Annotated in this window: 21 protein-coding genes, 2 tRNA genes and 2 pseudogenes; 22 read left to right on the top strand and 3 right to left on the bottom strand. The window is 59.3% G+C overall.

The genetic code is table 11. The annotated features are described in order from the left end of the window. Positions 1–399: 399 nt before the first annotated feature. From NANH_RS0112470 to NANH_RS27955, 8 genes and pseudogenes are all read left to right on the top strand, one after another. Positions 400–1,257 (top strand): hypothetical protein, encoded by an 858-nt coding sequence (locus NANH_RS0112470; RefSeq protein ID WP_139236592.1) that lies wholly within the window; start codon positions 400–402, stop codon positions 1,255–1,257. 288 nt (positions 1,258–1,545) lie between these two features. Then, the gene (locus NANH_RS0112460) at positions 1,546–1,848 is read left to right on the top strand and encodes a hypothetical protein (RefSeq protein ID WP_027262333.1); all 303 of its coding nucleotides are present in this window, start codon (positions 1,546–1,548) and stop codon (positions 1,846–1,848) included. A gap of 62 nt (positions 1,849–1,910) precedes the next feature. Then, positions 1,911–2,126, top strand: a complete 216-nt coding sequence (locus tag NANH_RS0112455) for a hypothetical protein (protein WP_027262332.1) — start codon at positions 1,911–1,913, stop codon at positions 2,124–2,126. Between the two features lie 132 nt (positions 2,127–2,258). Further along, entirely contained in the window at positions 2,259–3,890 is a 1,632-nt protein-coding gene (locus NANH_RS0112450; protein WP_027262331.1) for a type IV secretory system conjugative DNA transfer family protein, read from the top strand. Between the two features lie 25 nt (positions 3,891–3,915). Then, the gene (locus NANH_RS28555) at positions 3,916–4,218 is read left to right on the top strand and encodes a hypothetical protein (protein ID WP_139236590.1); all 303 of its coding nucleotides are present in this window, start codon (positions 3,916–3,918) and stop codon (positions 4,216–4,218) included. Beyond that, entirely contained in the window at positions 4,208–4,543 is a 336-nt protein-coding gene (locus NANH_RS0112440) for a hypothetical protein (protein WP_027262329.1), read from the top strand. The genes NANH_RS28555 and NANH_RS0112440 overlap by 11 nt, the downstream gene beginning before the upstream one ends. Before the next feature lie 2 nt (positions 4,544–4,545). Further along, positions 4,546–5,076 (top strand): hypothetical protein, encoded by a 531-nt coding sequence (locus tag NANH_RS28550; RefSeq protein WP_139236588.1) that lies wholly within the window; start codon positions 4,546–4,548, stop codon positions 5,074–5,076. Further along, positions 5,066–6,097, top strand: a pseudogene (locus NANH_RS27955) (recombinase family protein); the annotation flags it as partial. The gene NANH_RS28550 and the pseudogene NANH_RS27955, both read left to right, overlap by 11 nt. Before the next feature lie 547 nt (positions 6,098–6,644). On the opposite strand, the gene NANH_RS0112425 reads toward NANH_RS27955, so the two are convergent. Then, positions 6,645–6,719, bottom strand: a tRNA-Thr gene (locus tag NANH_RS0112425). 221 nt (positions 6,720–6,940) lie between these two features. On the opposite strand from NANH_RS0112425, the gene NANH_RS26155 reads away from it, so the two are divergent. The 8 genes from NANH_RS26155 (at position 6,941) to NANH_RS0112380 (ending at position 12,568) form a co-directional block, all read left to right on the top strand. Next, entirely contained in the window at positions 6,941–7,123 is a 183-nt protein-coding gene (locus tag NANH_RS26155) for a hypothetical protein (RefSeq protein ID WP_036049813.1), read from the top strand. A gap of 5 nt (positions 7,124–7,128) precedes the next feature. Next, a complete protein-coding gene (murA, locus tag NANH_RS0112415; protein ID WP_027262326.1) occupies positions 7,129–8,397 on the top strand; it encodes a UDP-N-acetylglucosamine 1-carboxyvinyltransferase in 1,269 nt (422 codons plus the stop codon). Continuing rightward, positions 8,394–8,864, top strand: a complete 471-nt coding sequence (locus NANH_RS0112410) for a DUF2948 family protein (protein ID WP_027262325.1) — start codon at positions 8,394–8,396, stop codon at positions 8,862–8,864. Before murA ends, NANH_RS0112410 begins: the two co-directional genes overlap by 4 nt. Before the next feature lie 123 nt (positions 8,865–8,987). Then, positions 8,988–9,200: an anthrone oxygenase family protein gene (locus NANH_RS0112405; RefSeq protein WP_027262324.1), complete on the top strand. Its 213-nt coding sequence runs from the start codon at positions 8,988–8,990 to the stop codon at positions 9,198–9,200. A 52-nt stretch (positions 9,201–9,252) separates the two neighbouring features. Continuing rightward, complete coding sequence (hisD, locus tag NANH_RS0112400) at positions 9,253–10,563, top strand: histidinol dehydrogenase (protein WP_027262323.1); 1,311 nt, start codon at positions 9,253–9,255, stop codon at positions 10,561–10,563. A 243-nt stretch (positions 10,564–10,806) separates the two neighbouring features. Continuing rightward, positions 10,807–11,454: a VPLPA-CTERM sorting domain-containing protein gene (locus tag NANH_RS0112390; RefSeq protein ID WP_027262322.1), complete on the top strand. Its 648-nt coding sequence runs from the start codon at positions 10,807–10,809 to the stop codon at positions 11,452–11,454. Between the two features lie 172 nt (positions 11,455–11,626). Next, positions 11,627–12,106, top strand: coding sequence for a UPF0262 family protein (locus NANH_RS0112385; protein ID WP_027262321.1), 480 nt, complete (start codon positions 11,627–11,629; stop codon positions 12,104–12,106). A gap of 3 nt (positions 12,107–12,109) precedes the next feature. Continuing rightward, positions 12,110–12,568 carry an arsenate-mycothiol transferase ArsC gene (locus NANH_RS0112380; RefSeq protein ID WP_027262320.1) on the top strand — a complete coding sequence of 153 codons (459 nt, stop codon included), beginning with the start codon at positions 12,110–12,112 and terminating at the stop codon, positions 12,566–12,568. Here NANH_RS0112380 and NANH_RS0112375 read toward each other — a convergent pair. Next, positions 12,562–13,188, bottom strand: a complete 627-nt coding sequence (locus NANH_RS0112375; RefSeq protein ID WP_027262319.1) for a class I SAM-dependent methyltransferase — start codon at positions 13,186–13,188, stop codon at positions 12,562–12,564. The genes NANH_RS0112380 and NANH_RS0112375 overlap by 7 nt on opposite strands. 129 nt (positions 13,189–13,317) lie before the next feature. Between NANH_RS0112375 and NANH_RS26150 the strand changes: the two genes are divergently transcribed. From NANH_RS26150 to NANH_RS0112345, 6 genes are all read left to right on the top strand, one after another. After that, positions 13,318–14,238 carry a LysR family transcriptional regulator gene (locus NANH_RS26150; protein WP_175543436.1) on the top strand — a complete coding sequence of 307 codons (921 nt, stop codon included), beginning with the start codon at positions 13,318–13,320 and terminating at the stop codon, positions 14,236–14,238. 330 nt (positions 14,239–14,568) lie between these two features. Further along, positions 14,569–14,787, top strand: coding sequence for a translation initiation factor IF-1 (gene infA / locus NANH_RS0112365; RefSeq protein WP_005978431.1), 219 nt, complete (start codon positions 14,569–14,571; stop codon positions 14,785–14,787). A gap of 11 nt (positions 14,788–14,798) precedes the next feature. Next, positions 14,799–15,377, top strand: a complete 579-nt coding sequence (locus NANH_RS0112360) for a Maf family protein (protein WP_027262318.1) — start codon at positions 14,799–14,801, stop codon at positions 15,375–15,377. Next, on the top strand, positions 15,374–16,396 hold the full coding sequence (locus NANH_RS0112355; protein ID WP_027262317.1) for a ribonuclease E/G: 1,023 nt from the start codon (positions 15,374–15,376) through the stop codon (positions 16,394–16,396). The genes NANH_RS0112360 and NANH_RS0112355 overlap by 4 nt, the downstream gene beginning before the upstream one ends. Continuing rightward, positions 16,393–16,575: a DNA gyrase inhibitor YacG gene (locus NANH_RS27950; RefSeq protein WP_074920765.1), complete on the top strand. Its 183-nt coding sequence runs from the start codon at positions 16,393–16,395 to the stop codon at positions 16,573–16,575. Before NANH_RS0112355 ends, NANH_RS27950 begins: the two co-directional genes overlap by 4 nt. A gap of 83 nt (positions 16,576–16,658) precedes the next feature. After that, positions 16,659–16,733 (top strand) — tRNA-Phe (locus NANH_RS0112345). Between the two features lie 66 nt (positions 16,734–16,799). On the opposite strand, the pseudogene NANH_RS0112340 reads toward NANH_RS0112345, so the two are convergent. Then, positions 16,800–17,695: pseudogene (locus NANH_RS0112340) on the bottom strand (IS3 family transposase); the annotation flags it as partial.

Genomic DNA, 17,695 nt, shown 5'->3' with positions numbered 1-17,695 from the left:
GGGGCGCGCAGCGGGACCCCTTGCCAAGCGCGTGGTAGTACCACGCACAGCTTGCGTTCGGCGTTATTCTTTCCGCCCTCACGGGGCGCACACTGGTAGTACCAGACCAAAAGCTTGATCTTGGACAGTATATACTGCCATTCTCGGTGGCCGTCGTGCTAACTGTATACAATGCCTAGCCGTGAACCCCGACATAGCGAGACATCATTAGTCTTCGATCCGAAAAAGTTCGGGAACGCTGTTCGCCGATATCTCAAGAAGCACCGCCTGATAATCAAAGCCAGAGAGCATCAGGACTTCCCATGGCTTGTCGAGGAACTGGAGGACTGGCTTGATGGAGAGGTAGTTTGTGGAAGCCTCGAAGACTTACCCATTCGCGCTAGAGATACGCAAAGGCAGATGGCCCGTGCCTTGCTTCAGACCCTGTACGAACTGTGGAGACGAGAAGGCTACATCACCAAGACGCATTGTATCGATTCCCTCGCGAAAGCTTTCATTCCAAGTATTGAAACGAGAGAGCACTTCTTTTTTGCTCTTCAAGAGCAGTGCGTAGTCTATCTTCACCAGACACTTACCTCTGACCCATTCTACATCCCCCCCGTTACAAAACCTGATGCGAGGCACAAGCCTAACAGAAAAAGAAGTGAGCTGCCTGATCCAGCGCAACCGGCATGGGCGTCTGTTAATAGACACAAGTCATCAAAGTTCCAGATAACCTGTCGTGTAGAGTGGCACATCAAAGCACGAATTCAGGCCGCAGCGCACATGATGGGGCAAAGCCAAGCCGCCTGGATAGAGCATGCCATAAAGAGCGCACTTCTAGATCACGGGTTTTCATCGGCGCAAAAGCGCTTCGATGATTACGATAGGCGACTTGATAGCTTAGGTCGAAGAGAAGCCAGATCAGAGCTACCGGAGCCAGATGTCAGCCGACACGCCAGCGTGAACCGCGCAGATAAGTCTACAACGGTTCGCATTAGCAAAGATCTAGCCAAGCAGATAGACCGTGCAAGGCAGACCCAAAGCAGGTCTCAGTGGCTGGTAGAAGCCGTAGACATGTTTATCAAGTCAGCGGAGGAGTTGCCGACAGAAAGTGTGGCGCCGCGCATGCCACGTACGGAGGTTGTCGGTCTTCGCTTTGATCGTGAGTTTTATTCCGAATTGGCGTCGATCATAACTGAATCCGGTCGCTCAAAATCAGATTGGCTCCGATCTGTGGCTCTTTGGCGGATAGAAACATCCAAAATGACCTTCTGAGCGGCTATTTTGTATTGCTCTGTGTAAATTGTGACATCACATTTTTGAAAAATTTGAATGTTGTGTCGTCATTTAAATAATTAAAATTCAGCCACTTATCTCATCCACCTTGGGTCCACCCCCCAATTCCTGCCTATATCCAAATACGAGGGGGTCGGCCAACTCCTTCTGGAACATCTCGGGCCTTCTCAGCCCACGATATTGAAACCACCCAACGCTGAAGTGATGCGCTTCAGCGATCACCCAGGCTCGGCTTTTTGCCGGGGCGCAACAAAGAAAGGAAGAGTTATGAGTAAAAAAGAAACCAAAAGCCAAAACGAGGATTACGAGCGGCTAGCGGGGTTGCTTTCTGCAAGCCTGACACTCGTGATCATGGCGAATGCCATCGATGGCTATTTCGATACCGTCTATGAGTACTTCTCTCGCCGACTACCAAGCGAATTAGCTACTCTGTCCACGCTCGGAAGCTACGGCCTCTTCGCAGGCATCGCCTTCTACTTCTTCAAAATCGTACTGACGGCGATCCTGCTTGGATCAGTTGTCAGCGCGGCGCGTAATGGCGGCTCGCCGTTCGGCGTCCTCGGCTTCTGAGCAATCCAGCACGGAAGTTCTAAAGGCCCTTATCGGGCATCACATAAACTAAGGAGAAACACATGCGAACCAAACAATTCAAAAAAGACAAAATCTGGGGAACTGGAAAACAAGCGACATTCGGTCTTGGTTGCTTCCTCATCTTCACAGCCGGATTTGGCCTGTGGAATGAAGGGCTGGCAGTCCTCGGAGTCGCGCTGAAAATCGGCGGAGTTGGTGCAGTTCTAGCTGTCATCGGCGCTCTGATCCCTCCGAAAGATCAGTACACCCAGCGGTAAGAGGTCTGCATCGAGAGCTGTCTCGATCCAGACCCCACAACCGAGACTTCAAAAGCCTCCAACGGTCTGGCGCTCTTCAGCCGTCCAAGCGCAAAGCGCCAGACCTCTAACCCAAATGTAAGGAACATTACCATGACGATCCATAGCAATTCGCCTTATGGCGAAGCCCGTTTTGCACGCCTTGATGAAGTCCGTCAGAAGGGCCTTTTCCAATGCGGCGGGGTTGAATTCGGACTAATCGAAAACCGCCCGCTCTATCACTCGAACCGCGCGGGCATGAAAATTACGGGCGGTGCAGGAAGCGGAAAAACCTCGCAGCTTGCCCTGCCGATGATCCTCGGCTCGAACGCCAGCTTCGTGCTGCTCGATACAAAGAACGCGGAAATCACCCGCGTGATCGAGGCGCATTGTGCGCTTCAAGCCTTGCCGCTCTACACCATCGATCCGTTCGGTGTGAGTGGCCTGCCGCGCCAGCGCGTCTCGCTACTGTCCTACCTCAAGCCAGATTCCAATAGCCTGGTGCCTGACTCTCAACGCTTCTGGAATGCACTGCTACCGGATAGCGGCGGCGACAGCCGCTTCTTCGATCAAGCGGGGCGGCGCTTCGGCGATGCCATTACGCGGCACGACATCTACCTGAATGGCAGCACGTCTTTCCAGTCGATCTTTGAGATGGTCTCGATGCTGCGCAGCGATTTCCCAGCGTGGAGTGCCTGGGCCGATCTGGCGTTTGAACACAGCCCCGCCGACATCATCGCCACTTTCGGCGAGATGAAAGATATGTATGCGGGCTCGGCCAAGACGTTTGACTCCGTCATGGCGGGTATCAGCAACGCGCTCTCCTTCATGGCCAGCCCTGCCGCGCAAGAGACATTCGTCTCAAATGAACTTGCTGACTTCCCGCTGGAGGCGATGCTGCGCGGAGGCAAGGCAATTGTATCGCTGATCGTGCCGGAAGAACTGCTTGAGCCACTGGCTCCAGTGGTCCGCCAGTTTTTTTCCGCGATCCGTACCGTGAAACAACGAACACCAAGTGCGTCACCGATCAACCTTCTAATCGACGAAGCCGCGCGGCTTGGCCGTTTTGGCGAGTTGGCAGAGTTGTTTTCCATCGGGCGCGGGCAAGGCATCACGCCATATGTTTTCTACCAGGATGATGGACAGATTGCCCGCAACTTGGGCCCAACCGGAAAGGCGACCATTGAGGCGAACGCCGCGATCATGATCGATCTTGGCGGCGGTATCCGCGACTATGAGACCGCTCGCAATCGCAGCCTTGCTCTCGGCTATCAAACAATTGAGGTGGCTGATCAGCTTGTCCAGACCCGCGCGCAGAGCGAGGCGGCGGACATCTGGCGGAAAGTCCATCTGGAAGGTGCCGATCCCATTCAAGCGGGACTGCGTCTGGGGCAGCTCGACTACGAAGCGGCGCATCGAACCAAAATGCGCAAGGCTCTAATGGAGCCGGAACAGCTTCTCGGTCTCGATCCCGCCAAGATGCTCGTGCAGGCGCGTGGATATCACTTGCGCCCGTTCATTGCGGACAAGCGCCCGTACTTTGTACAGCGGCGTTTCGCGGGACACTACCTGCCAAATCCAAACGAAGAGCGCGACCTTGCTCGCGTCACGATCCAGACGCGTTTCGGCAAACGCCGCCGCGCTGTCATTGAACAGGACTGCCCGCGCGAGCTTTCAAATCTACCGCAATACGCAGCCGGGCATCGCTCGCTGCGCTTTGTCCAGGGCTTCAAGCCCGCCTCCTGAAACCCAAGCAAAGAAAGTAATACCCATGACCCAAAATCGAAAAGACGGCCCAATCGCCAAGCTTCGCGAGCATGCGCTGACTGCGGAAGTCTGGGAAAACCGCCATGAAAGCGGTGCCTCCCACAATGTCACCTTCAGCCGTGCCTACCGCGACTCCGAGGGCAAGTGGCAAAGCACTTCCAGCTTTGGCGAGCGTGATCTTCTGCCGCTTCAGCATCTGGCTGGACGTGCTCACGATTCCATTCGCGAACGCAAAAACGAGCTGCGCCAAGGTGAACGGCCAAAGGAAAACCGCACTCGAAGCCGGAGCCGCGAACATGAGCGCTAAACCCAAAGACGCGTTCGAGCGGATGGCCTCGAATGAGGCGCATGTCCGCCGAGAGGGTCTTCCCGATCCGTCCCTCGTGGCGGGATCGGGGATCAAGACAAAGGAAGCTCTCGACTGGATGGCGCTGGAGAGGCCCGACAGGCCTGAGCTCGTGAGGGAAATCGACGACGAGTGTCTGCGCCGCGAGGTGCAAGACGCGACCATTGAAGAAAAGCGTACGCAAGTCCGAAACATGCGCATGCGCTTCCGACAAACGGCCCGAAAAGGTCGTGAAGATTTTGAAACGGCTCGCAGCTTTCGCGGCCACGAACATGAAAGGGAATGAAGATGGAACAGGAACTGGCAACGGCCGAAATTTGTAATGAAGCAACCAAAGGTGGTAAAATGAAAGTAGGACAAAGCGTCTCGAATGGCGCTCTGCCTTCTGCCTCCGCCATTCAGCATGGGGCACCTCAAGGGCATGACGGGAATGATGTACATCCGCGAGTAACGGATGCGGGAAAACGCACGCCTACGGTGGGAAAGGAGGGTGCGGCCATGAATGAACACGATGAAGAACAGGATGTTCGCTTCACGCTAGATGCGGCGGCTAAGCCAAGTCTGGAGATCGATACGGCGAAGTATCAAGCCTATCTTGATGATCCTTCTCTGAGTGATGCTCAGAAAGAAGAGATCATGCAGGCACTCTGGAGCATCATCGTCGCTTTCGTGGACCTCGGCTTCGGCGTCCACCCGGCGCAAGAAGTATGTGGAAAACCCCAGCAATCGCTTGATGTGCAAGGCGACAAGGATTCTAATGAATCCAAGCCCGTAGACACTTTGAGCAAGAAATTTGAGCGTGCCGGCGATGATACGTGATCGCGGCCCGCCAGAAAAAGGAGTTCCGATGAAACATGAACAAAAAATGGAGGGCACCCAACTCAAAGCAGTCATTTACTGCCGAGTGTCCTCGACCAAACAAAAGCTGGATGGTGGCGGTCTGGAAAGCCAGGAGCAACGCTGCCGTGCCTATGCCGAGACCCAAGGCTACGAAGTAGAAGCAGTCTTCCCCGATGATGCATCGGGGGGCGGCGACTTCATGAAGCGTCCGGGTATGGTGGCGCTTCTCAGCTACCTCGATGCCCAGCCTGACAAAAACTACGTGGTCATCTTTGATGATCTCAAGCGGTTTGCGCGCGAGACCGAAATGCACATCAAACTGCGCCAAGCCTTCAAGGCGCGCGGCGCACTCGTGGAATGTCTGAATTTCAAATTCGAGGATACGCCCGAAGGAAAATTCATTGAGACCATTATCGCAGCTCAAGGTGAGCTTGAGCGCGAGCAAAATCGCCGACAAGTCATGCAGAAGATGAAGGCGCGCGTTGAAAACGGATTTTGGGTTTTCCGCGCTCCAATCGGCTACAAATACGTCTCTGCCAAAGGCGGTGGCGGCAAGGTTCTCGTCCCTGATGAACCGCTCGCCTCGACTGTCCGAGAAGCACTGGAGGGCTTTGCGAATGGACGCTTTGCCTCGCAAGCCGAAGTGCAGCGCTTCTTCGAGCGGTGCCCGCATTTCCCGAAGGACTTCCCTGACGGGCGGCTCCGTCCGATGACAGTCTCCCGACTGCTGAAGAAAGTCGTCTACGCCGGATACGTTGAAGCGCCCAAATGGGGTGTCTCAGTCCGAAAGGGAGAGCATGAGGGATTGATCAGCTTCGAGACCTTCGAACGTGTGCAAGAGGCGCTTGCTGGCCGTGCACGACCTGCTGCGCGGAAGGATTTCAACGAAGACTTCCCTTTGCGAGGCTTTGTGCACTGCGATGACTGTGGCAAACCAATGACCGCTTGTTGGTCAAAGGGGTGCCGCAAGCACTACGCATACTATCTGTGCGACACGCGCGGTTGTCCGTCGAAGCGGAAGTCGATCCCGCGTGCCAAAGTTGAAGATGGCTTTGCAGATATTCTCAAAGCCATGCAGCCGACGAAGCAACTCTTCACTCTTGCTCGCGTGATGTTTGAGGATGCTTGGAATGCACGCCTCCAGTCCGTCACGGCATCCCAAGGGGAGATCAAGCGTCAACTCAAAGCCGTTGAGAAGCAGATTGAGAGCCTTTTGGATCGCATTGTGGAGGCAAATAGCCAAGCCGTGATCAGTGCATACGAGACGCGCCTAGCAAAGCTAGAGCGCGAGAAGTTCGTATTGACTGAGAAAGAGGCTTCTGGGCTGCCCCCAAAAGGACGGCTGGAGGAATTTATCGAACTATCGCTCAGATTCCTGGCAAGTCCTTGGAATATCTATAAAAATGGCGATCATGCCACCCGTCAAACGGTACTTCGTTTGGCCTTCGTGGAGCCTCTTCAGTATAGCCGGAATCAGGGTTATCGAACTCCCGAAATTTCCTTTCCCTTCAAGGTGTTGGAGGGCATTTCAGGCGCAAAAAAGCAGATGGTGCTGCTGGAGAGAATTGAACTCTCGACCTCTCCCTTACCAAGGGAGTGCTCTACCTCTGAGCTACAGCAGCCCGCTGTTTTCCAAATAGCTAACTCGGGCGTTGCCCCGATACAAGCGGGCTCTGGAAAAGCCCTTTAGTTTCAGCCGCCTTTGCCCGCAGAGCTTCGCCTTACCAAGGAAATGCTCTTCCCCCGAGCTACAGCAGCGCCGATGCTGCGGGTCATTAGACTCAAACTGGATATCGTGCAAGCGCAATCTGGACGCTTTTTCAGTGCTGCGATACAGAGGGCCATGACCAGCAAGACTCCCCCCAGGCCGACACAGGCGCAAGGCTCCAGCCGTGACGACCGTCTCAAAGCCGCGCTCAAGGCGAATTTGGCCCGGCGCAAGGCACAGGCCCGTTCGCGCAAAGCGGCCCAAACGACCGATACGGACACCCCGTCGGGCAACACCAAGAATACAGACAAGGAATAGAGCAGATGGATTCGATTGTGGTGACGGGAAACGGGCCTTTGTCCGGGCAAATCCCGATTGCGGGGGCCAAGAACGCCTGCCTGACACTGATGCCCGCGACCCTTCTCAGTGACGAGCCGCTGACCCTGACCAACGCGCCGCGGCTCAGCGACATCCACACCATGACCGAATTGCTCGGCTCGCTCGGGGCCGAGGTCAGCCAGCTGCAGGACGGTCAGGTGCTGGCGATGTCCAGCCACGATCTGAACAATCACACGGCGGATTATGACATCGTGCGCAAGATGCGGGCCTCGATTCTGGTGCTGGGGCCGATGCTGGCGCGCGACGGCCATGCCATCGTGTCGCTGCCGGGCGGCTGTGCCATCGGTGCGCGGCCGGTCGATCTGCACCTCAAGGCGCTCGAATCGCTGGGCGCGGAACTGGATCTGCGGGACGGATACGTTCACGCCAGGGCTCCCGGCGGCCTGAAGGGCGGGGTGATCGATTTCCCCATCGTCTCGGTCGGGGCAACGGAAAACGCGCTGATGGCGGCCACGCTGGCCAAGGGCACCACGGTGATCAAGAACGCCGCCCGCGAACCCGAAATCGTCGATCTGGCGCAATGCCTGCGCAAGATGGGCGCGCAGATCGAGGGCGAAGGCAGCCACACCATCACGGTTCAGGGCGTCGACCGGCTGCACGGCGCGACCCATCCGGTGGTGACCGACCGGATCGAACTGGGCACTTACATGCTGGCCCCCGCGATCTGCGGAGGCGAGGTCGAACTGCTGGGCGGGCGCATGGATCTGGTCGGTGCCTTCTGCGAGAAACTGGATCAGGCCGGCGTTGACGTGCGTGAAACCGACAAGGGTCTGGCCGTCAAACGCCGCAGCGATCATGTCAGGGCGGTCGATGTCACCACCGAGCCCTTCCCCGGCTTTCCCACCGACCTGCAGGCGCAGATGATGGCGCTGCTGTGCACCGCCGACGGGGTGTCGGTGCTTGAGGAAAAGATCTTTGAAAACCGGTTCATGCACGCGCCGGAATTGCTGCGCATGGGGGCTGATATCGACGTACACGGCGGTCACGCCACCGTCACCGGGGTGCCCAAACTCAAGGGTGCGCCCGTCATGGCCACAGATCTGCGCGCCTCGGTCTCGCTGATTCTGGCCGGGCTGGCCGCCGAGGGCGACACCACGGTCAGCCGGGTCTATCATCTGGACCGCGGATATGAGCATGTGGTGCGCAAGCTGCGCGGCGTGGGTGCAAACATCGAACGGATCAAAGAACAGTGACACAGGACGCAACATTCGAAGACGGCCGCGAGGCCCCGCTGAATCTGGGCGCGCAGGATGGTGATGACCTGCAGGTCATCGCAGCGCTGACACAGGATGCGGTGTTTCCCATCACCGAAATGCGCTGGCAGGCCCGGCAGCGGCGGTTCGCCCTGCTGCTGAACCGGTTCCGGTGGGAGGACGACGCCCGCGACCGCCACAGACCCGAACGGGTGCAATCGCTGCTGGTGGTCGACAACGTGCTGCGCGTCGCCTCGCAGGGCATCGACCGCACCGACCCGGACATGATCCTGTCGCTGCTGTCGCTGACCTTCGAACCGGGCCAGGACGGCGCAGGCGATCTGCTGCTGACGCTGGCCGGGGACGGTGCGATCCGCCTGTCGGTCGAGGCGCTGGACATCACCCTCAAGGATGTGACCCGCCCCTATCGGGCCCCGTCCAAAAAGGCGCCGCACCACCCGGCCTGACCCTGCACACCCTGCGGGCGCAGTACATCGGCGCGTCAATTTTCAGATTTTCCCTGTCACGGCGACGAAACCTGCCCGGTTTGTCGTTTCAGCAGGTACAGTCATTTGACAAAGACCTGTTTCATGCGCGCTCTTCTGACCCTGCAGATCAACGTCCCCATGAACGAGGCGCTGGCCCAGGTCGCGCTGCCGCTTGCGGATGAAGAGGCGACGCGAATCTGGGCCGGTTACGCCCCGGACTGGCAAATCCGGAACCGGATCAGAACCGTGGCATCCGGGGTCGCTCTGCTGCTGGTCGGTCTGCGGTTGATGGCCCTGCCGCATCGCAGCGTATAAATCTTGAGGCTCTGCGCCGTTGCGGTTATGTCAGCCGCCAAAGGAGAGCGTCATGCCGCAGTTTCTGGACACCACATCGCCTGATTTCGAGCCCGCGTTTGTGGCCCTGCTGAACGCCAAGCGCGAAGACAGCCCCGATGTGGATGCCACCGTGGCTGAAATCATCGCCGATGTGCGCGCCCGCGGCGATGCGGCGGTGATCGAGCTGACGGCGAAATTCGACCGGCTGGACCTAACCCCGGCACAGCTCGCCTTTACCCCCGACGAGATCGCCGAGGCGATTGATGCGGTATCGCCACAGGACCGCGCCGCGCTCGAGCTCGCCGCGGAACGCATCCGCTCCTATCACGTGCGGCAGATGCCCGAAGACGCGCAATGGACCGACCCCGACGGCGCGACGCTGGGCTGGCGCTTTTCCCCGGTGTCGGCGGCCGGACTCTATGTGCCCGGCGGTCTGGCCTCGTATCCCTCGTCGGTTCTGATGAACGCGGTGCCCGCCAAGGTGGCCGGTGTGGGTCGGCTGGCCGTCACGGTGCCCACGCCCGACGGGCAGGTCAATCCGCTGGTCCTGCTGGCTGCACACATCGCCGGGGTCGATGAAATATACCGCATCGGCGGGGCGCAGGCGATTGCCGCGCTGGCCTATGGCACCGGCACCATCGCCCCGGTGGACAAGATCACCGGGCCGGGCAACGCCTTTGTCGCCGCCGCCAAGCGCCGGGTGTTCGGCAAGGTCGGCATCGACATGATCGCCGGGCCGTCCGAAATTCTGGTGATTGCCGACGCCGACAACGACCCGGACTGGATCGCGCTGGACCTGCTGTCGCAGGCCGAACATGACGAAAGCGCGCAATCGCTGCTGATCACCGATGACGCCGGGTTTGGCCGCGCGGTTGCCGACGCGGTGGACAAACGCCTGCGGACCCTTGAGCGGACCGCCATCGCCGGGGCCAGCTGGCGCGACTACGGCGCCATCATCACCGTGCGCGATCTGGATCAGGCTGCCGAGCTGTCCAACCGAATCGCGCCCGAACACCTGGAGCTCTGCGTCGCCGACCCCGCCGCCCTGGCCGAGAAAACCATTCACGCCGGTGCCATCTTTCTGGGTCAATGGACCCCCGAAGCGATCGGCGACTATGTCGGCGGCCCCAATCACGTCCTGCCCACCGCCCGCTCGGCGCGATTCTCGTCCGGCCTGTCGGTAATGGATTTCCTCAAACGCACCACGCTGGCGCAGATGACCCCGCAGGCGCTACGGGCCATCGGCCCATCGGCGGAGCGGCTGGCCCAATCCGAAAGCCTGCAGGCCCATGGGCTGAGCGTGCGCGCCCGGCTGGACAGCCTGAATCGCCCGCCGATCTAGAAACGCGCCTGCAGAATCGTGTCAAGCGAAGAGTTTTTTCCGCCGGGATCCGAGGCTTTCAAGCGAAAGCGAAATCCAAAAGCGGAAAACATCCTAAAATTGTAGTCCGTAAGTGTTAACCAGTTTCTTTGAAAATACAGTGAAAACTTGATTCATATGCCCTTTACCGGTTAAAACTGGCGTGGTAGGCGGTAGCTTGCCGACCATACTGAGTGGCATACTCTTAATAAGTGGAAATGGAACATGATTAACAAAATCAAATTGCTGGGCCTGGCAGCCGCCGTTGCCCTCGCTCCGACCCTTTCGTCTGCCCTGACACTGACCATCGACGACATGAGCACCGTCGGTGTCGATCAGACCGTGATTGGCGCAACGATGGCGAATTTCAGCGGAACAGCGGGTGGCTTTGACATCCAGATCGCGTCTGGCGGCATTTCAACAAGTGGCAATGCCTATACCCTGAACACCTCGTCAATCCAGGTTCTGGGCGTCGGATCGCTGCAGATTTCGGCCGAACAGACCAACCTGACTGGCTTTTCCGGCCCCGATCTCAGCTTGATCGGTTCGGGCACCGTGTCCGACATCGGCCTGACCGTGACCGTCGAGCACTTCATCAACACCGGCAGCGGCTACCAGACCGTTGGAAATGTGCTGAACTTTGCTGCCGCCTCTGGCCCGGTCAATCTGTCCGACATCACCTATGACACCGTTGCGATGTCCCCGATGTTTGACCTGAAAAGTGTCTTCACCATCGTAACCGACGCCAACTACCAGTCCGCGAACGTCAACTCGACGCTGCGCGTCACACCGGTTCCGCTGCCCGCCGGCGGCATTTTGCTGCTGACCGCTCTGGGCGGCATGGGTATCGCGCGTCGCCGCAAAAAGGCCTGAGCCGCGGCCCCTTATCGAACTGTTGCAAAATGGGGCCTTCGGGTCCCATTTTTATTGGAAGCATCGCCGATCCCCCGCCAAGCGTGACAGCCGCAGGCAGGCATGCTATCGGGCCTTGGCGCGCGATCCGTCACAGGACGCGCACCGGCCAAATGAACAGGTAACGACGCACATGTCGCACATCGTTGATATCGCACTGGATGACGCCGGGCTGCCGCCCCCGACGCCGGAGATCGAACAGGAACGCAAGGTCGCGATGTTCGACCTGCTGGAAGAGAACCGCTTTGTGCTGCCCCAGCGTGACGACCGGGTGGTGCCAGACGGTCCCTACAACGTTCAACTGTCGATCCGCGACAAGCGGCTGGTGTTTGACGTGCAGACCACCGGCGGCCACAAGGCGGCCGAGTTTCACCTGTCGCTGTCGCCCTTCCGGCAGGTGGTCAAGGATTACTACCAGATCTGCGAAAGCTATTTCGACGCGGTCAAGACCATGCCCCCCAGCCAGATCGAAACCATCGACATGGCCCGGCGCGGCATCCACAACGAAGGCAGCCGGGTGTTACAGGAACGGCTACAGGGCAAGGCCGAAATCGACACCGACACCGCGCGGCGCCTGTTCACCCTGATCTGCGTCCTGCATTTCGGGGGCTGAGGCTTGCGCCAGCTGCCCCAGTCGATCCTGTTCTGCTGCGACCACAACGCAGTGCGCTCGCCCATGGCCGAGGGGATCATGAAGAAATTCTACGGCACCGGCACCTATGTGCAATCTGTCGGCGTCACCAATGACATGGAAATCGACGGCTTCGCCATCGCGGTCTGCCAGGAGCTCGATGTCGAACTGTCGCGCCACCGCTCGCGCAGCTTTGACGAGATGGAACAATGGGGCGACGATCTGTCTTCGTTCGATCTGGTGGTGGCCCTGTCCCCCGCCAGCCAGCGCCGGGCGCTGGAACTGACCCGCTACTATCACCTGACGGTCGAATACTGGCAGATTCTCGATCCCACCGGTCTGGGTGAAACCCGCGACGCAAAGCTCGCCAGCTATCGACAGACCCGCGATCAGATTGCGCGGCATCTGATCGACCACTGGGGCCAGCCGACCCGCGTTCAGTGATCTTCACGCCGCCGGGCGACGATGAACCGGCTGCTGGATCTGGCCGGGTAAAGCTCAGTCTCGACAATCTCGAACCCGGGCCCCGTGATCGCCTGCCGCAGGCCCTGATCGGTCAGAAAATTCACAAAGGGCGCATAGCCGACCGCGCGCATCGCCAGAACCAGCAGACGCAGTGCCCGATGGCCCTGAGCCAGACAAGGCGTCTTGGTGATGAACAGCCCGCCCGGTTTCAGCAACCGCCGCGCATCCCGTGCCGCAACCGTCACATCGGGCAAAAGGTGCAACAGATTGAACGCCAGCACCGCATCAAAACCGCCCTCGGGCAGGTCCGGTGCCGCGGCATCCGATCGTTCGAACCGGACATTATCGGCTACGGTCGGTTTGGCCGCCGCAATCTCGATCATCCTTGCCGAGATATCCGTCCCGGTGTACCGCTCCACAGCATCCGCCAGCAACAGCGCGGTCGACCCGGTGCCGCAGCCAAGCTCGACCGCCCTGTCCGTTGCCTTCAGATGGCGGCGCACATGCGCCAGCGTCTGCTCATAGGCCGCCATGTCCTTGATCTGGCGTTTTGCATAGCCTTTGGCATGCTTGTCCCAGAATGCATCGGTCTGCACCATGTCCCGTCCTTCCGTGTCTTTTCCGTAAATGCCCGTGTCTTTTTCCGTAACGGGTGACAGAGCGCAAATAACATATGCACAGATCGAAATGAAATTGCCTGAATTTGGTGTTAGTATATACATAATTGCATGAACTGGGCCACGATCACATTTGACTGGAATCAGGCCCGCGCCTTTCTGGTCACCGCCGAAGAGGGGTCGCTGACCGCCGCCGCCCGCGCCCTGGGACAGACCCAGCCGACATTGGGGCGGCAGGTGGCGGCGCTGGAATCCGCTTTGGGTGTGACCCTGTTCGAACGTGTCGGCAAGTCGCTGCACCTGACAGGTTCCGGGCTCGAACTGCTGGATCACGTCCGCGCCATGGGGCAGGCTGCCGGGCGGGTCTCGCTGACCGCCTCGGGGCAGTCCCAACAGATCGAGGGCCATGTCAGCATCACCGCCAGCGACATCCTGTCGGCCTATCTGCTGCCTCCCATCGTTGCGCGGTTGCGCCAGTCCCATCCGGGGATCGTGGTTGAAATCGCCGCCTCCAACGCCATCCGTGACCTGACCCGGCGCGAGGCGGACATCGCCATTCGCCACCTGCGTCCGGATCAGCCCGATCTGATTGCGCGTCACGTGGGCCAGGGATCGGCCCGGCTCTATGCCTCGACGGCCTATCTGGACCGCCATGGCCGTCCCTCCGGCCCTGCCGACCTGGCGCGGATGGCGTTGATCGGGTTTGACCGCGACGGCGTGTTGCTGAACCACCTCACGGCCGCCGGGCTGCCGATCGGCGAGGCCAATTTCCGCAGCTGTTCCAGCAATGGTATCGTGGCCTGGCATCTGCTGCTGCAGGGCCTGGGCATTGCCGTGATGCCCTGCGATCTGGCAGATGCCACGCCGGGGGTCGAACCGGTATTGCCCGACATGGCCCCGTTCGATTATCCGATCTGGCTGGTTACCCACCGCGAACTGCACACCAGCCGCCGCATTCGTCTGACCTTCGATCATCTGGCCCGGTCGCTGCGCGCAGGGGCCGCGATGGCTGCGGCGCAGGTGGGCGGTTAACCTTGCGTTTGGATTTGGCGGCACACGCTGCGTTTGCCGCCCCGCGCCGGGCTTTGGCCGCCTTGTGTATGTACGCGGTATGTACGGCTGCCATACCCGTCACCGACAGCAAAACAAGGGGAGTACCACCCGATTCGCCCACCATCGCCTGACAACCGTTGCGTGTATCCGACCCCTCCGGCTGTTCACGGATGCCAGGAATACGATGTATGCACGTTTCAAATCGGTAACAAATCAGCGCATATGCCGATTGCACGCTTGAAAAAGCTCTGGAAAAGCATCATCTAACCGCACGCCCCGCTTTGCGGGATTCACAACAATGGAGACAACATGGCCAAGGAAGATACTCTCGAATTCCCCGGCGTCGTGAAGGAACTCCTGCCAAATGCGACGTTTCGGGTCGAACTTGAGAATGGCCATGAAATTATCGCACATACCGCAGGAAAGATGCGTAAAAACCGCATCCGTGTTCTGGCTGGCGACAAGGTTCAGGTCGAGATGACCCCCTACGATCTGACCAAAGGTCGGATCAACTATCGATTCAAGTAACGCCAGCTCGTATGGCGTTCATTTTGGGATCGGGCAGCCCCAGGCGGCTGGACCTGCTGGCTCAGCTTGGGGTCGTGCCCGACGCCATCCGCCCCCCTGACATTGACGAGACCCCGCAACGCGATGAGCAGCCAAGACCCTATTGCGCGCGCATGGCGCGTGAAAAAGTTCAAGCAGTTCAGGCGGATACGGATGATGTCGTGCTGTGCGCCGATACCACGGTTGCACTTGGCCGGCGCATTTTGGGCAAGCCTGCGGATGTCGGCCAGGCGGCCGAATTCCTGCTGGCCCTGTCCGGGCGGCGGCACCGGGTGATCACCGCCGTGGCCGTGCGCCGGGGCGGTCGCGTCTGGGAAAAGAACGTTGTCAGCAGCGTCCGGATGAAGCGGCTGTCGGACGCCGAACTCAACGCCTACCTCGCGACAGACGACTGGCGCGGCAAGGCCGGCGCCTATGCGATCCAGGGGCCCGCCGGAGCCTTTATTCCATGGATCAGCGGCAGCTTTACCGGCATCGTCGGCCTGCCGCTGGCAGAGACCGCAGGCCTGTTGCAGACCGCCGGTGTTTGCCTGTATCAGGTGGCCTCATGAAGGGGCGCACCATCATTCTGGACCAGATACAGGGCCGCGAAGCCGCCGCCCTGATGGTCGATGGCCGTCTCGAGGATTTTTTGGTCCAGGGTGACGAACCCGCCCCGGGAACCATCTACCGTGCCCGCGCCGATCGCCCGGTCAAGGGGCAGGGCGGGATGTTCATGGCCACGCCGGACGGCTCCGCTTTCCTGCGCCAGATCAAAGGCTTGGCTCCTGGCGACATGCTTTTGGTACAGGTCACCGGATACGCCGAACCGGGCAAGGCGATCCCGGTGACGCAAAAGATCCTGTTCAAAAGCCGCCACGCCATCGTGACCCCGAATGCGCCGGGCCTGAACCTGTCGCGCTCGATCCGTGGCGATGACGAAAGGGACCGCCTGCTGGAAATCGCGCATGGCGAAATGGCGGAGTCGCCGCATGGGCTGATCCTGCGCTCGTCCTGTGCCGCCGCAGAGGCCGAGGTCATTGCAGAAGATATCGCCGAGATGCGCGCCTTGGCGGAACAGGTGATGCAGGATTCAGGGCAGGATCTGGAAAAACTGCTGGACGGCGACCCACCGCACAGTCTGGCATGGCGGGAATGGGTCGAGCCGGCCGAGATCGTGACCCAACCCGGTGGTTTCGCCGAACACGCCGTGTTGGACGCGGTTCAGGACGCCTTGGGCACCGAGGACTCTCTTGGCAGTGGCGCGCGAATGTATATCGAGCCGACCCGCGCGCTGGTGGCCGTAGACGTGAATACCGGCAACGACGCGTCGCTCGCCGCCGGCGTCAAAGCCAACATGGCCTGCGCCCGTTCTCTTCCCCGTGCACTGCGTGTCCGGGGGTTGGGCGGCCAGATCACAGTCGATCTCGCGCCGATGCCGAAAAAGGATCGCCGCACCTTTGAAAGCGCCCTGCGCGCCGCATTCCGTGCCGATGGCGAAGAGACCGCACTGCTTGGCTGGACTCCCCTTGGTCACTTCGAGTTGCAACGCAAACGCGGCCGTCTCCCATTGCGCCAGGTCTTGCGATGACTTGCCCGATCTGCTCGAAACAGACACAATACGCCTTTCGTCCATTCTGTTCGAAACGCTGTGCCGATCAGGATTTGGGCAAGTGGCTAAATGGCACCTATGCGACCCCGTCCGATGATCCGGAAGATGTTGAAAAAGCACAAGAAGCTATCAACCAAGCGCCTCATGGCCTGCATTGATGCGCCCGGTATGAAAAAGGCACTGGACACCACTGCACGCAGCGCCTAGAACGCCCGCACCCAAAGGCGTGAGCCTTTCCTGTGCCCGGGTAGCTCAGGGGTAGAGCAGTGGATTGAAAATCCTCGTGTCGGTGGTTCGATTCCGCCCCCGGGCACCATTTAAATTGACCTGAGACCCATCTCTCCTCCAGCCTTTGGGAGAATCCGGGTTTTGTTTTCTGGCCTCATGCGGCCTGCTTTTGCAACGTCATTTTGTCTGCGAACTCGTTCGGCGTGAGATTTGCCAGCGACGAATGCGGCCGGTTTCGGTTGTAATCCTCCTTCCATTTTTTGATCTCTGATCTGGCGTCTGCGAGGGACGAGAACAGCGTCTCGTTCAAGCACTCATCGCGGAAACTGCCGTTGAAACTCTCGATGAAAGCGCGCTGTGTTGGCTTTCCTGGAGCGATGTAATGCCAGTCGATCTTTGTTTTCTGGCACCATTTCAAAACCGCTGAACTGGTCATTTCGGTCCCGTTGTCGCTGACAATTGTCTTCGGCATTCCGCGCACCTGAATGATAGCGTCCAATTCACGCGTCAGCCGCGCGCCCGACAGCGATGTATCCGGAACAAGAGCCAAACATTCACGGCTAAAATCATCTACCATCGCCAGAACGCGGAACCTGCGTCCATCTGTGAACGCGTCCGAAACGAAATCCAGGCTCCAACGCTCATTGATGGTCTCTGGCACGATCATCGGGCGGCGCGTGCCCAGGGCGCGTTTCCGGCCACCACGCTTACGCACCTGGAGCCCTTCTTCGCGATACAAACGCCGCAGCTTCTTCTGGTTCATGTAGATGCCTTGACGCTCCAGCATGATGTGTATGCGCCTGTAACCGAAGCGCCGACGTTCAGCAGCCACATCCTTCATGGCTTTGCGCAGGTCAGCATCATCTGGTCGGATGCTGCGATACCGCACACTCGACCGATCCACGTCCAACACATCGCACGCCCGCCGCTGGCTCACCCCGTGCTGATCACAAAGATGAACCACCGCTTTCCGCTTTGCCGCGGGCGTCACCATTTTTTTGAGTTCACATCCTTCAGCATGGCGTTATCCAGCATCTGTTCTGCCAGCAG

Source organism: Sedimentitalea nanhaiensis DSM 24252 (assembly GCF_000473225.1).
Taxonomy (GTDB): domain Bacteria; phylum Pseudomonadota; class Alphaproteobacteria; order Rhodobacterales; family Rhodobacteraceae; genus Sedimentitalea; species Sedimentitalea nanhaiensis.
This window is presented reverse-complemented; position numbering and strand designations above follow the sequence as displayed.